Source organism: Kluyvera fluvialis (assembly GCF_059725275.1).
In genome coordinates this window covers 4,272,907-4,287,247 of sequence record NZ_AP046142.1, presented here as the reverse complement: position 1 = coordinate 4,287,247, position 14,341 = coordinate 4,272,907, and the positions used below count along the sequence as shown (strand labels likewise).

Below are 14,341 nucleotides of genomic sequence, written 5' to 3'. Positions count from 1 at the left end.
TAATTTGTGGTTTTGTTGATCGCCGTAGACGTTTTCACCCACACGATCGCTACAGCATTTTCTTCAGATCCATCTCTTCCTGAATGCGTTCGCTCCAGGCTAAATGAGTGCGGATCGCCTCCTCGATACCGGCGTTGTAAAAGGCGGGCGCTAATTTTTCGATGATGAAATCGATAAAGAACTCGGCGTCGAACTGCTCCAGATCGAGATCAAACTGTTTGGCGCAGTAGTCGGTGAGCTGGTCGCGCAGCTTCTCGCGCTCGGCTGGGGTTAAGGTTATTTCCGTGGTCATAAAAGCTCCTTTAAAGGAAAGGCGGCGCTATCGGGGACATTGCCGGATGGTGGCTATCAATATCACAAAGTGGACTTTGTCACCCGCAGGAATATTTTTATAGTCGAGCTTCTGACCATTTAAAGGGGCTTGATCATGACTGCTGATACCGATTTTCCTTTATTACAGTTACGCCGCGCGGCGGGCAATATCGGCGCGGAGATCCGCGACATCACGCTTTCTGCTGACCTGGACACGGCGGTTTTCGCTCAGTTGGAAGCGGCGCTGGTCAAATATAAAGTGCTGTTTTTCCGCCAGCAAAGCCACCTTACGGACGCGGAACATCAGGCGTTTGGCGCTCGTTTCGGCAAGATTGTCGCCCACCCGACAGTGCCTTCTCCGCAAGGTACTAAACTGTTCGAACTCGACGCCTCCAAAGGCGGTGGGCGTGCCGACTCGTGGCATACCGATGTCACCTTTGTGGATGCTTTCCCCAAAATTTCTATCCTGCGCGGCGTTACCATCCCAGAGTACGGCGGCGACACGGTATGGGCTAACACCGCCCGCGCCTATCAACAACTGCCGGAGACATTAAAGCGTTTCGTCGATACCCTGCGCGCGGTGCACAGTAACGATTATGACTACGGCGCGGAGCGTACCGTCGTGGAGGCGCACCGGCTGGCGCATCATCAGCAGGTTTTTGTCTCGTCATTATGGGAAGCCGAGCATCCGGTGGTGCACGTCCACCCTGTAAGCGGCGAACGCGCGCTGCTGCTGGGGCATTTTGTCAAACGTGGGCTTTAGCACTCGCGAATCTGCGCAGTTGTTTGAACTGTTGCAAGCGCGTATCACCCGCCTCGACAACACCGTGCGCTGGCAGTGGCAGCCGGGCGATGTGGTGATTTGGGACAACCGCAGCACCCAACACTATGCGGTGAACGACTACGGCACTCAGCCGCGCGTGGTGCGCCGAGTCACGGTCGAAGGGGAGATAGCCGTGGGCGTAGACGGCAGCAAAAGCCGCACGATTTCAAAACCGCAGGACGCAGCGAACGGGGAAGGGGCAGTGCGCGCGGCAAGGGTGTCGTCAATTGGGTAGAGGGATGTGTGTTCTTTGTTCCTTTCCAGTGGATCAGGATAATTTTTCCAGCCTTCATTGGAAAATGAATATTGGATGGAATTGAATAAATCCGAAGGTCTGTATGTGATAACGTGTTCATCAGTATCGATATAATGGCAGGAGAGCCAGCATGAGTACTTTTGACACAACAAAGATTGCTTTAAAAGATATCCTGGAACAGATCACTGATGGGCGCGTTCAGTTACCTGATTTCCAGCGTGGATGGGTATGGGATGATGAGCATGTGCGTTCTTTATTGGTCAGTATCGCTCGGTCTTTTCCTGTCGGTGCCGTAATGTTGCTAGAGACAGGGGGGGAAGTCCGCTTCCAGGTTCGTCCGGTTGAAAACGTATCAGGACATATGCCGGAACCTGAACGTTTGATTCTCGACGGGCAACAGCGGTTAACCTCAATGACTCAGGTATTAATGCTGGATGCACCGGTTAAGACTTTTAACGAAAAAGGCAAAGCCATTGATCGTTTCTATTATATCGATATTGAGGCGGCCCTGGACGATCGCCTGGATGAGGCGTTCATTGCAGTTGAGAAATCGAAGCGTGTAACTATTAATTTCGGCAGAGATGTTAAGACGTTCATTAATGATGCTGGTGAAGAAATTGAAATGGATTTCTCTACGCCAGAAAAAGAGTGCAAATCTTTGTTCTTCCCATGCAACCAAATTATTAATTCAGACAGTTGGGAGGAAAGTTTGCAGGAGTTCGCGCCAGAGAAATTTGGCGTATATATGAGTTTTCGCAAAAAAATTCTCACCGCATTTCGTAACTACCAATTGCCCGTTATTGCATTAGGTAAAACTACCAGCAAAGAAGCCGTCTGCCTGGTGTTTGAAAAGGTGAATACCGGTGGAGTCCCGCTATCAGTGTTTGAGCTGGTTACAGCCAGTTTTGCGGCAGATGGGTTTAACCTTCGTGATGACTGGTTTGGCAGTCACCTTCGCCAAAAATTTGGTCGCCGGAATACACTGAACAAAGAGGCCATATTACAGGGCGTAGAGCCGACCGATTTTTTACAGGCAATCAGTATATTAAACACGTTGAAGAAAAGACGAGCAGATATTGCTGAAGGAAAGACCGGTAAATCAATCACTGCGGTCAGCGCCAAACGTGTTTCAGTCTTAACTCTTTCTCTTGATGATTATCACTGCTGGGCCGATGATGTGGAAAAGGGCTTCTTACTTGCCGCTAAATTTCTCCATCATGAATGTTTTATGCATTCCTGGGATTTACCCTATCGTACGCAACTTGTGCCGTTAGCGGCCGTGCTATCGCAATTGCAAGGTAACTGGCTGGAACCTAAGATTTACGACAAATTAGCTCGTTGGTTCTGGTGTGGTGTATTGGGGGAACTCTACGGTGGTGCGGTAGAAACGCGTATCGCGAATGATGTAGAAGAGTTATTAAACTGGATTGAAGGGGAAGGTGAGGAACCTCGTACGATTTATGAAGCCTCGTTCCAGCCAGGACGTTTATTGACGTTGCGCTCTCGACTGAGCGCCGCTTACAAAGCATTAAGTGTGCTGATCCTGCGTAATGGCGCACAAGACTTTTTCTGGAAGTCAACGATCCAAAAATTAGATTTTGGCGAAATTGCACTCGATATTCATCATATATTCCCAAGGGTATGGTGTGAGAATAATAATATTAGCCCTGCGGTGTATAACTCTATTATTAATAAAACATCTATTTCCTATAAGGCGAACAGGATGATTGGTGGGAGAGCGCCGGCAGAATATCTGTCGCAGATTCAAACACATCAGCAGGTTGGCCTGGAAGATGCGGAGATGGATGGGATCCTGCGTAGCCATTTTATTGAACCCTCATTGTTACGACAGGATAACTTTGAGGCATTTTTTGCCGATAGGAAAAAGCAGTTGCTAAAACTGATTGAACAGGCAATGGGGAAAAGTATAAGCCAGGATGATGTTGCTGAACTTGAACCAGCGCTGGATGATATTGATGCCTGACAATGTTACCCAGGTACGTTTTAAGTCGTACCTGGGTTTCTGATTATTTAGCCGTAATCACACCGATAAACTCCTGCACCTGTTTTTGCTTACGGGCCGATAGCTTGCTCACCTGACGCAGCGACTGCATCAGCGGCGGCTCCGGCTGCTTTGCCGTCAGCACGATACAGCCGTCCATCACCTTAATATCTATTTTACTGCCGGTGGTAAAACCGGCGGCTTCCAGCCACTGGCCTTTCAGAGTAATGGCGGGAATACGGGTATATTCCGGGTAGCGGCTCGCATAACTGACGGTGGCTGCGCGATTATTTGCCGGGGAGACTTCTGGATCGGTGAATTCTGCAATAGAATGCGGGGTAGTCATGATGGCTATTCCTTGAAAATAGTGATTGTGATTAGCGAGGCGCTCGTGTTCCACCACGGGCGTCTTGCGAAAAATACCTGGATATATCATCAGGGAATAGAAGGAAAGTCCAGCTGAAAATGAATGAAAATAACGGCGGGGATAAAGGGAAGGATTATTTTTGGTGATGGGAATAAAGCGGCTATTTAGCCGCTTTATTGGTTTCTGGGGCGGGTTAATTTATGGCGGCGTCGGTGAGAGCGTCGGCCAGGTGGAGTTGGGTTTGTTGGGCTGATTGGATGAGAGATTTTGCCTTGTCACAAAAGGCATCAATAGCTGCTAGCTTCATGATGATTTTTTGCTGTTCATTGCTAGGTGGAACTGTAACAAGAATATTTGAAAAGCTCTCAACATTGAGTTTCGGCATTTTTATCCTATTCTCAGCTTGCCTTACTTGTATGAGAAAAAACTCCGATAAAATTGATTTTAATAAATAGCTACGGTCAATAAAACAATCCAGTGGATACATGTCCGCGCTACATAAACCATCATATTCGGCTAAAAATGCTTTTGATAACGATGGACGAATTTTAGAGTAAACAATCTGTCCTTTGTAAAACCGACTATTTGGCCCTTTTACACCCGACTCTTTTACCGTTCTTTTGGCGGTGACTTTCCCTGTACCTTTCTCAATGATATCTGGCGCTACCTGTAGCAGGGACTGGTATTCATCAGGCGCGACTAATTCTGGGCGAATGTTTACTAGATTACCAATACGACACCATTCCCATCCATTCGGCAGTTCAAACGGTTTTTCTTCATCACTAATCGGTGGCAACGGTTTTTGCTTTTTAATTTTCCCGTCTTTCACCAGTTGCGCTTTTTCCTGCGCAATACGTTTGAGCAGTTCAGAGGCCGGTTCGTCGTTCGGATCCTGCGGCACCAGTTTACCCATCACCGACAGTTGTAGAATGGTCTGTTTTAAGGCGTCAATGCTGGCTTCGGTGGTAAACAGCGTGTCGAAATGCTCGCTGATACGCGCCCAGTTTTCGGCCAGTTCCTCGGCGTTGTGGCTGTCGGTTAGCGTGGTTAGCAGGGTTTCAACCAGCTGCTGATGGGCGTCCAGACTAGTCAGGGAGTGCTGTTCCAGTTGGTCACAGAGGGACATGAGTTCATTTGCCCTTGAGACGATTTTTAGTTGTTCACTCAATGGCGGCAAAGGAAATAATATTTTCGATACAATTGCCCCTGAGACTTCTTTAAATGTGGTTCCACTTGCCTCTGCATCTATTTTTTTTGCGGATGCCATTAGGAAGTAATATATATATTCTGCACTCTCTTTGATATATGGAACACAAGATTTAAAACCCTGGTTTGTAGATAGTTCTGCATCGGCTATCGCGACATATCCAATTGGTGCTCGGCTAGAGAAAAGTACACTCCCTTTTGGCATTAACCTAGCTGATGAGTTTGACAGTCCTGCGGGTGAAATATCACGGGTTCCAGACGAAATGTACTTCCCTTTGAGCCCGTAGAGATCTGCTGGAGTAAGCCACTTAATACCATTTTTGGCCCAGTATTGTGGATTATCTGACTTTGGCGTACCTCCACCGACTATTTCACCTACGGTCGCCAGTGTTACCCACTCCCACCCCACCGGTAGCTCAAACGGTTTCTCCTCCTCGCTAATCTCCGGCAGCGGCTTGGGCTTTTTAATTTTCCCCAGCTTCACCAGCTCGGCTTTTTCCGCTGCAATGCGTTTCAGCAACTCAGACGCCGGTTCATCGTTCGGATCCTGCGGTACCAGCTTGCCGCGCACCGCCAGCTCCAGAATCAGCTCGCGCAGCTTCTTAATGCCGTACAGGTCAATCTTACCCGAGCTACCGCGCCCGGCGGTGGAGCGGGTTTGCAGCGCCGTGGTCCAGGTATCAATATGGTCAACAATCAGTTTTTCCACCGCCATCAGTTGGCCTCCTTGCCGGAGAGCGCCGCGCCGAGAATATCGCGCAGTTGGTGGCGCAGGGTCCGGATTTCTTCCTGCTGCTTCGCGTACTGCGCCAGCAGTTCATCCGGGTCGTGGCTGACGGTTTCTGCCTGGTGTGGGTTCTTGATATCAAGGTTGAAGTTGCGGGCAATCACCTCGTCGATGCTGACCTTCCACGCCTGCTCGTTCTCGACGCGGCTGGCGAAGCCGTCGGCCTCGTTGCCCCACCAGTCGATCTCGGCCTGGAATTCTTCAAACTTCATCGGCTTGGTTTTGCTGTAGTTCTTCACGCCTGCCGGGTACGGGTGCTCGTAGAACCAGATGTCCTTGGTCGGCTGGCCTTTGGTAAAGAACAGCAGGTTGGTTTTGATCCCGGTGTACGGGTTAAACACGCCGTTCGGCAGACGCACGATGGTGTGCAGGTTGCACTCCTCGGTGAGCAGCTTTTTGATCTTGGTTTTCACGCCTTCGCCAAACAGCGTGCCGTCCGGCAGCACCACCGCCGCGCGGCCGTTTTTCGCCAGCACTTCAACGATCAGTTGCAGGAAAAGATCCGCCGTTTCGCGGGTCTGCATATCGGAAGGGAAGTTCTTCTCAATGCCGTCTTCTTCGGTGCCGCCGAACGGAGGGTTGGTGATAATCACATCCATCTGCTCGTCCCAGGAGGAGAGCGGCTTGTTGAGGGTGTTATCGTGGCGGATCTGTACCGGTACTTCAATGCCGTGCAGCAGCATATTGGTGGTGCAGAGCAGGTGCGGCAACTGTTTCTTTTCCACGCCGTGGATCTGTTTTTGCAGGATCTGGCGGTCAGCCACCGTGTGCGCATAGTTGTTTTTCACGTGGTCAAACGCGCAGGCGAGGAAGCCGCCAGTACCGCAGGCTGGATCCATAATCGACTCGCCGACCTTAGGATCGACGCGATCGACCATAAAACGGGTCACGGCGCGTGGGGTGTAGAATTCACCCGCGTTGCCTGCGGCCTGGAGATCCTTGAGGATTTGTTCATAGATATCGCCGAACAGATGACGCTCGCTGGCGCGGGTAAAATCGATCTCGTTCAGCTTGTTGATCACCTGACGCAGCAGGGTGCCGTTTTTCATATAGTTATAGGCATCGCTGAACGCCTGCTTAACCACATAGCCGCGCGGGTTGATATCGATCTGCGCGGGCAGATCTTTCAGCGTCGGAAACAGGTCGTCGTTGACGAACGCCAGCAGTTTATCGCCAGTGATCCCTTCGTTATCGGCCGCCCAGTTGCGCCACAGGTAGCGCTCCGGCATGGGCAGCCTGTATTTTTCCTGCTCGATTTCCAGCGCCTGCTCCTGGGCGTCGAAGATCTTCAGGAACAGTAACCAGGAGAGCTGACCCAGACGCTGTGCGTCTCCATCGACGCCTGCATCTTTGCGCATGATGTCTTGTAATGATTTGATAGCCGAGCTGATTGACATGGGGTCGTCCCTTTATAAAAAAACAAAGCCACCTGCGGCAGACGGGCCGCAGGTGGCGTAATCAGGATGTTCAGGCGGAGCGGGGAGGAAGCTGGTAAATTTCGCTTTCCAGGTCGCTCACTGCCTGCATATAGGTGCCTTTGTCACCAAAGCCGTCGGTGATGATCTCCTGTAGAGTGCCCATCTGGTCGAACGGCTTAAGCTTCAGCACCTGAATATTCTCGATTTCTTCCACGCCCGCATCGGCGTATTTGTCCAGCAGATTGCTGAGCACGGCCTGGGCGGCATCGGAATATTTGGTGAAATAATTACGCTTGCGAACGTTGTCTGCGCGCTCTTTGCGCGTGAGCGGCGGCTGACCATACACCACATGACAGAGCATGTCGAACGGGTCAAGATCTTTGCCCACCTCTTCCGCCAGAACATCCCAAAGGATGCCCTGTAATTCTAGCTCTTTGATCACCGCCGCCTTACGGTCAGCATCTTGCCATTTCTGGACAAAATCATCCAGTGAGGCGCACTCTTTGAGCACGGTTTTGCGGGTGTAATCTTTGAAGGATTCGGTGACCAGCCTGCCATCGGCGTCGTAATACTGGACGCGTTGCGAGACCACGCCAACGGTGACGCCGTTAATATGGAATTTACGGACCCGGTTGTCTTCCTCTTCCGGCAATGGCCCGGAGCCGTCCATCGGGCGGGTAGTGTAGGAGGCCGGATCTTCGTCTGCTCCGTTGATATCTTCATCGGCAAAGACGTCAGGCGTATCTTCATCCAGCGTTTCGTTGAACCCGGAGTCCGGGTCCGCAATGTCATCTGGCGTGGCTTCCATCACTTTTTCCGGGATACCGTCAAACCGCTCGTCGGCAAACAGTTCAGTGGCCTTTTTGAAATCAAGAATGGTGAACCACAGTTTGCCGTAGTTTTCTTCGATGCGGGTACCCCGGCCAATGATCTGTTTAAATTTGGTCATCGAGCGGATGGTTTGGTCCAGCACGATCAGTTTGCAGGTCTTAACGTTTACGCCGGTAGTCATGAGTTCTGAGGTGGTCACAATCACCGGCCATTCTTTTTTCTTGTCGCTGAAATTCTGGAGCTGGCCTTTCCCTTCTTCGTCATCCCCGGTGATTTTCATCACGTATTTATCGTTACGTTTTACCCTCTCCGGGTTGAGGTTGATCAGCGCCCGGCGCATGCGTTCAGCATGCGGAATGTCTTCGCAAAAAACGATGGTTTTATCCATCGGATTGGTGCGTTTGAGGTAATCGGTAATAGTTTTCGCCACCAGTTCAGTCCGCTCGTCGATGATCATGGTGCGATCAAAATCTTTCTGGTTATAGATTCGGTCGTCAATCAGTTCACCGTTGAGGTCGCTCTGGCCGCGTACGGGCCGCCAGCCCTGTAAATCAACATCAATATCGACGCGAACCACTTTGTAAGGGGCGAGGAATCCGTCCTCGATCCCTTCTTTCAACGAATAAGTGTAAATAGGATCGCCAAAGTAGTCGCTATTGGAGACCTCGTGAGTTTCCTTCGGCGTGGCGGTCATACCAATCTGGGTGGCGGAGCTGAAATAATCCAGAATTTCACGCCAGGCGCTGTCTTCAGAGGCGCTACAGCGGTGGCATTCGTCGATGATAATCAGATCAAAGAAATCCGGCGAAACCTGCTTAAAGGCTTTTTGATGTTCTTCATTGCCGGTTAACGCTTGATAGAGCGCAAGATGGATTTCGAAAGCGGGGTCGAGAGTACGCCCGGTGATTTTGGTCATCGCGGAGCCGAAAGGCTGAAAGTCATCAAGTCGGGTCTGGTCAACAAGGACGTTTCGGTCAGCCAGGAACAAGATGCGTTTTTTAACGCCTGATTGCCATAAACGCCAGATGATATGAAATGCCGTCAGCGTTTTACCGGTTCCTGTTGCCATCACCAGCAACAATCTGTTTTGCCCGTTAGACACAGCCTCCAGCGTTTTGTTGATGGCCTGAAGCTGGTAGTAGCGCAGCCGCTTTTCGCTGCCGTCGTTGTAATAATCCTGGGTGACGATCGGCATTTGCGCGGCGGTGTAACCTTTCCACTGGCAGAATTTTTGCCACAATTCGTCAGGCGTTGGGAATTCGTCGAGGGTAATTTCTCGTTCAATCGCACCGGTTGCGGTTTTATCGTGGAAGATAAAACCATCGCCGTTGGAAGCAAATGCAAAGGGAACATCCAGCAGATGGGCATAACCCAGCGCCTGTTGCATACCTTTGCCGATTTCATGCTTATTGGCTTTAGCTTCGATCACCGCCAGCGGCATGTTTAATTTGTGATACAGCACGATATCGGCAGATTTGACCTTCCGCCGTGCCGCCATCTTACCGCGTACGATGACCTTTCCGTCCCGGAGTTTAACCTCTTGTCTGATCTGTACCGTATCATCCCACCCTGCGCGAACGACCGCGGGCATAATGCGTTTGGTGATGATGTCTGCTTCCGTTAGGGTATTCAGGTTCAGTTCAGCCATTGGGGATTCTCATCAAGTATCAATGCACAAATTCTACACAGAAAATTAGGTGAAATCATTACACTCTATGTGCATTATTAGTGTTAACTCTCTGTTTTAGATACATTAGTGAATGCTATACCCAAACACATGAGGTTTTAATATGGAAATTTTTCAGATTTTGAGGCCTTTTTTTCGGCATTTAAAACAAAAAAAACTAGATGCTGCGGTGGTAATCTACGGCTTGATCGCAATCTATTTAATTCCGTATAAATTTCCTTTAAAAAGTTACCTGGTTGCACTTCTATTTTTATTTATTCTTATATTTTCTTGTACGCAGGAAGTACGTATTAGGGAGTATATCGCTTTCTTTGTACGGACAAATAACAACCATTTATTGACTCGGCTTGCTGGTTGTCTATCGTTAACAGCATGGTTGTTTTTTTTAATTTTATTGTTGTCGGCGAATGTTTTCTTTAACGCAATGACGTATGGTTTGGCAATTTTATTTTCAATTCTAATCCTCATCAGCAGTATATTGACTGTTTTAGATCTTGCAAGGAATAATACAGCAAAAACCCTTAAAATAATTGGCTTAGCTTTTACCGTTTTTTCAGGTGTTTTCGCATTTACTAGTAGCTACTCAGCTAGCATTTTTTGGCAAATTAGTAATCTGGAGCTATCCTCATCTCCATGGTTGGAATATTGTTGGAAAGCCACCGCATTTCTTATGTTTTTCTTGTGGTTATCACAACCTATTTGCTATGGACTATTTCTGCGTTACGGCGATAAAGCAAAAGGGTATCGAATCTTTACATTAACGGGTGCCTTTATTATGTCTATGTTTTTGTTTCTGCTTGTACCTAGGTTAATTGGTGATGTTGCTTATTTTGTGTTAAAAAAGACCATCAATCATGAATGGCGCGATGAAGCAAAATGCGGTGAGCTGAAAGTGAAGAATAAAAACGAAAAATATTTTGGTTTTAATACCAATAAATATACTGTCTTTTATTCTGATAAAAATGATAAATGGGGTTTCTATGAACTCACTTGTAAAAAAGGGAGTGACAGGAGAGATTCTTATATTGTGGAGCTTTTGCCGGAATATAATATCCCCTCGTGGTTAAGGTAGCTTGTATTTGTCATTATGCAGTGGTGCGTAGTTGGAGTGAATAATATGGTAACGGTGAGTAGAGAGTGCTGTATCTGCTCAGGAGGCCATCATTTTGTGATGGCCTTGATACGCATTATTTTTTCAGCCCGGCAAACGCCGCCCGTATTTCTTCTTCTGGCAACTGTATGCCAATAAACACCAGTTGACTGCGCGGTGTTTCGTCGCCCCACGGGCGGTCCCAGTCGGCGCTGTACAGGCGCTGAACGCCCTGGAACAGCAGGCGGTTAGGTTCGCCGTCTATCCACAGCATCCCTTTGTAGCGCAGCAGTTTGTCGGCGAATTGCAGCAGCAGGTTTTCCATCACGCGGGAAACCTCGCTGATATCTACCGGATAATCCAGCTCGACCACAATCGACGCCACGTCGTTTTGTTTGTCGGCGATAAAGTGGAAGCGCGGTTTGCTCGCTAATACGTTTTCTTCCAGCATAAAACCGCTGGTGTTAAATAATGGCTCAAGGTCGATATCACCGTGAATCACGGTGTAAATCGGGGCGCGGGCGTTGATACGCGCCAGGCGTTCGCGCAGCTTTTCGCTATCACCGGCGACGTCGGTTTTGGTCAGCAGGATGCGGTCTGCGTAGCCTATTTGTGATTGAGCAATCGTGAATTGGTTCATCTGGTCGTCGGCGTGTACTGCATCGACCAGCGCAATGACGCCGTCCAGCAGATAGCGTTCGCACAGCACGTCATGGGAGAAAAAGGTCTGAATAATCGGGCCGGGGTCGGCCATGCCAGTGCACTCAATAACCAGACGGTCGAACGCAATGTCACCGCGATCGCGGCTGTCGAGAAGATCGAGCAGCGCATCTTCCAGTTCGTTGGCGCGTGAGCAGCAGATGCAGCCGTTGGTCAGCGTTTTAATTTGCGTGGCGCGGTCGCCGATAAGCTGGGTGTCAACGGAGACTTCTCCGAACTCGTTTTCGATAACCGCGATTTTGAGGCCGTGCTGCTCGTTAAGGATATGGCGCAGTAGCGTGGTTTTGCCAGCGCCGAGAAAACCGGTAAGTAGGGTAACTGCAATCGGGGTCATGTTCTCTCCTTTAACAGCAGCGAATGCCGCCTTTACCATCTCCGCCGTAGCGCGCCTGTTGCCGCTCGCGGAAAAATTCTTCGTAGGTCATGTACGGTTTATCCGGGTGCGTGGCTTTCATGTGCTCAACGTAGTTGTCGTAGTCCGGGATGCCAATCAGCATCTTTGCCGCCTGACCGAGGTATTTTTTTGCCTGACCTAAGTTACCAAACATTGTGCCATCCAGATAGAAAAAGCCCGGTGGCGCTACGCTTACCGGGCCTACAGGGTCTGTGTAGGGCGGGTAAGCGCAGCGCCACCCGCCAGGTTTTTTAATGGTGCGAAGAAGTCTTCACGCCGCCTTCCGGCACAGGAACGTAAGGCGTTTCTTTGTCGGTGCGTTTATCGTTATTGCGCACCTGCATCCAGGTTTTGAAACCGTAGAAGATGATGCTGTACACCACCACCAGGAACAGAATACTCAGGCCTGCGTTGGTGTAGTTGTTGATAACGATATGGTTCATGTTGGCTATTTGCTGCGCCGTCAGTTCACCGCCGCTGGCAATCTTCTCTTTGTACTGGTTCGCCATGTAGAAGAAGCCTTCCATCTGCGGGTTGGTGCTGAACAGTTTCAGACCCAGCGCCCAGGTGGTGCAGATAAGCAGCCAAACCGCCGGAACAATAGTCACCCACACATACTTGGTGCGTTTCATTTTGACCAGAATCACCGTACCCAGCACCAGCGCTACGGCTGCCAGCATCTGGTTAGAGATACCGAACAGCGGCCACAGGCTCTTAACGCCGCCCAGCGGGTCAACCACGCCTTGATACAGCAGATAACCCCACAGGCCAACACAGCCCGCAGTGGCGACAACGCCCGCCACCAGAGAGTCGGTTTTCTTCAGGAACGGAACAAAGTTACCCAGCAGGTCTTGCAGCATAAAACGGCCTGCACGAGTACCGGCGTCGAGTGCGGTCAGGATGAACAGCGCTTCAAACAGGATACCGAAGTGATACCAGAAGCCCATGTCTGCCATTGGCAGCACTTTGTGGAACACGTGAGCGATACCTACCGCCAGCGTTGGAGCGCCACCGGCGCGGTTCAGTACCGATGGTTCACCGATATCTTTCGCCGTTTGCAGGATTTGCTCAGGCGAAATCACAAAGCCCCAGGAGCTGACGGTTGCCGCTGCGTGAGCCGTCACATCTTTCAGTTGTGCGGCAATCAGCGCGGCGTTTTCACCGCCCATCTCATGCAGGTTTGGCATGGTGATACCCAGGCCTGCTGGTGGGGTGTTCATCGCAAAGTAGAGGCCTGGCTCGATGATGGAGGCGGCAACCAGCGCCATAATCGCCACGAAGGACTCCATCAGCATTGCGCCATAACCGATGAAACGTGCGTCAGTTTCACACGCCAGCAGCTTCGGCGTTGTGCCGGAGGCGATCAGCGCATGGAAGCCAGACACCGCGCCACAGGCGATGGTGATAAACAGGAATGGGAACAGCGCGCCTTTCCACAGCGGGCCAGTACCGTCGATGTACTGAGTCACTGCTGGCATTTTCAGATCCGGGTTGAGGATAACGATACCCAACGCCAGGCCAACGATAACGCCAATTTTCAGGAAGGTGGCGAGGTAGTCACGCGGCGCCAGAATCAGCCATACCGGCAGCAGCGCAGAGATAAAGGCGTAACCGATCAGGGCAAAGGTAATGGTGGTGTCTTTAAAGGTCAGCGCCGGGCCCCAGTATGGGTCGTGGGCAATGACGCCGCCGAACCAGATGGAGGCAACCAACAGCACGATACCAATCACCGACACTTCGCCCACGCGTCCTGGGCGAATAAAGCGCATGTAGATCCCCATGAACAGCGCAATTGGCACTGTTGAGCACACGGTAAAGACGCCCCACGGGCTTTCTGCCAGCGCTTTAACAACAATCAGCGCCAGTACCGCCAGGATGATAATCATAATCAGGAAGCAGCCGAACAGGGCAATAGAACCCGGCACGCGGCCCATCTCTTCTTTGACCATTTCCCCCAGCGATGAACCGTTACGGCGCGTGGAGATAAACAGCACCATAAAGTCCTGCACCGCACCGGCTAGCACGACGCCTGCGAGCAGCCACAGCGTGCCTGGCAGGTAACCCATCTGCGCCGCCAGAACCGGGCCGACCAACGGGCCAGCACCGGCAATCGCCGCAAAGTGGTGGCCGAACAACACATAGCGGTTGGTCGGCACGTAGTTCAGGCCATCGTTATTAATGACCGCCGGTGTTGCGCGCGTGGGGTCAAGTTTCATCACCTTTTGAGCGATGTACAGACTGTAGTAGCGATATGCCACCAGATAAACGGAAACTGACGCCACGACTATCCACAGGGCACTGACGTGCTCACCGCGACGCAGGGCGACAACCGAGAGGCAAAATGCACCGATGATTCCGAGAATCACCCAGGGTATGTGCTTGAATAGCTTTTTGGTATCCATAGTAAAACCTGGTTTTTTAAGATTAATAATCAGCCGAAGCTGCCGT

At 50.5% G+C, this 14,341-nt stretch carries 12 protein-coding genes; 4 read left to right on the top strand and 8 right to left on the bottom strand.

Annotation, left to right across the window (positions count from 1 at the left end; all coding sequences use genetic code 11):
• Positions 1–49 precede the first annotated feature (49 nt).
• Positions 50–292, bottom strand: coding sequence for a DUF2164 domain-containing protein (locus tag AC6I4B_RS20275; protein WP_497767731.1), 243 nt, complete (start codon positions 290–292; stop codon positions 50–52).
• 135 nt (positions 293–427) lie between these two features.
• On the opposite strand from AC6I4B_RS20275, the gene AC6I4B_RS20270 reads away from it, so the two are divergent.
• The 3 genes from AC6I4B_RS20270 (at position 428) to AC6I4B_RS20260 (ending at position 3,375) form a co-directional block, all read left to right on the top strand.
• Entirely contained in the window at positions 428–1,075 is a 648-nt protein-coding gene (locus tag AC6I4B_RS20270; RefSeq protein WP_497767730.1) for a TauD/TfdA dioxygenase family protein, read from the top strand.
• Positions 1,065–1,370 carry a TauD/TfdA dioxygenase family protein gene (locus AC6I4B_RS20265; RefSeq protein WP_497772264.1) on the top strand — a complete coding sequence of 102 codons (306 nt, stop codon included), beginning with the start codon at positions 1,065–1,067 and terminating at the stop codon, positions 1,368–1,370. The genes AC6I4B_RS20270 and AC6I4B_RS20265 overlap by 11 nt, the downstream gene beginning before the upstream one ends.
• 151 nt (positions 1,371–1,521) lie before the next feature.
• The gene (locus tag AC6I4B_RS20260; protein WP_497767729.1) at positions 1,522–3,375 is read left to right on the top strand and encodes a GmrSD restriction endonuclease domain-containing protein; all 1,854 of its coding nucleotides are present in this window, start codon (positions 1,522–1,524) and stop codon (positions 3,373–3,375) included.
• Between the two features lie 43 nt (positions 3,376–3,418).
• On the opposite strand, the gene symE is transcribed toward AC6I4B_RS20260, so the two are convergent.
• The 4 genes from symE to hsdR form a co-directional block, all read right to left on the bottom strand.
• The gene (gene symE, locus AC6I4B_RS20255) at positions 3,419–3,739 is read right to left on the bottom strand and encodes an endoribonuclease SymE (RefSeq protein ID WP_497767727.1); all 321 of its coding nucleotides are present in this window, start codon (positions 3,737–3,739) and stop codon (positions 3,419–3,421) included.
• A gap of 214 nt (positions 3,740–3,953) precedes the next feature.
• The gene (locus AC6I4B_RS20250; protein ID WP_497767726.1) at positions 3,954–5,681 is read right to left on the bottom strand and encodes a restriction endonuclease subunit S; all 1,728 of its coding nucleotides are present in this window, start codon (positions 5,679–5,681) and stop codon (positions 3,954–3,956) included.
• Positions 5,681–7,150 (bottom strand): N-6 DNA methylase, encoded by a 1,470-nt coding sequence (locus AC6I4B_RS20245; protein WP_497767724.1) that lies wholly within the window; start codon positions 7,148–7,150, stop codon positions 5,681–5,683. Before AC6I4B_RS20245 ends, AC6I4B_RS20250 begins: the two co-directional genes overlap by 1 nt.
• A 70-nt stretch (positions 7,151–7,220) precedes the next feature.
• Positions 7,221–9,650, bottom strand: coding sequence for an EcoAI/FtnUII family type I restriction enzme subunit R (gene hsdR / locus AC6I4B_RS20240; RefSeq protein ID WP_497767723.1), 2,430 nt, complete (start codon positions 9,648–9,650; stop codon positions 7,221–7,223).
• Between the two features lie 142 nt (positions 9,651–9,792).
• On the opposite strand from hsdR, the gene AC6I4B_RS20235 reads away from it, so the two are divergent.
• A complete protein-coding gene (locus AC6I4B_RS20235) occupies positions 9,793–10,761 on the top strand; it encodes a hypothetical protein (protein ID WP_497767721.1) in 969 nt (322 codons plus the stop codon).
• Between the two features lie 115 nt (positions 10,762–10,876).
• Here the strand turns inward: AC6I4B_RS20235 and yjiA are convergent, their stop codons facing one another.
• The 3 genes from yjiA to btsT all read right to left on the bottom strand — a co-directional run bounded on the left by yjiA (position 10,877) and on the right by btsT (position 14,295).
• Positions 10,877–11,833 carry a GTPase gene (yjiA, locus tag AC6I4B_RS20230; RefSeq protein ID WP_497767719.1) on the bottom strand — a complete coding sequence of 319 codons (957 nt, stop codon included), beginning with the start codon at positions 11,831–11,833 and terminating at the stop codon, positions 10,877–10,879.
• 10 nt (positions 11,834–11,843) lie between these two features.
• Positions 11,844–12,047 (bottom strand): YbdD/YjiX family protein, encoded by a 204-nt coding sequence (locus AC6I4B_RS20225; protein ID WP_497767718.1) that lies wholly within the window; start codon positions 12,045–12,047, stop codon positions 11,844–11,846.
• 97 nt (positions 12,048–12,144) lie between these two features.
• Positions 12,145–14,295, bottom strand: coding sequence for a pyruvate/proton symporter BtsT (gene btsT, locus AC6I4B_RS20220; protein WP_497767716.1), 2,151 nt, complete (start codon positions 14,293–14,295; stop codon positions 12,145–12,147).
• Positions 14,296–14,341: the final 46 nt, after the last annotated feature.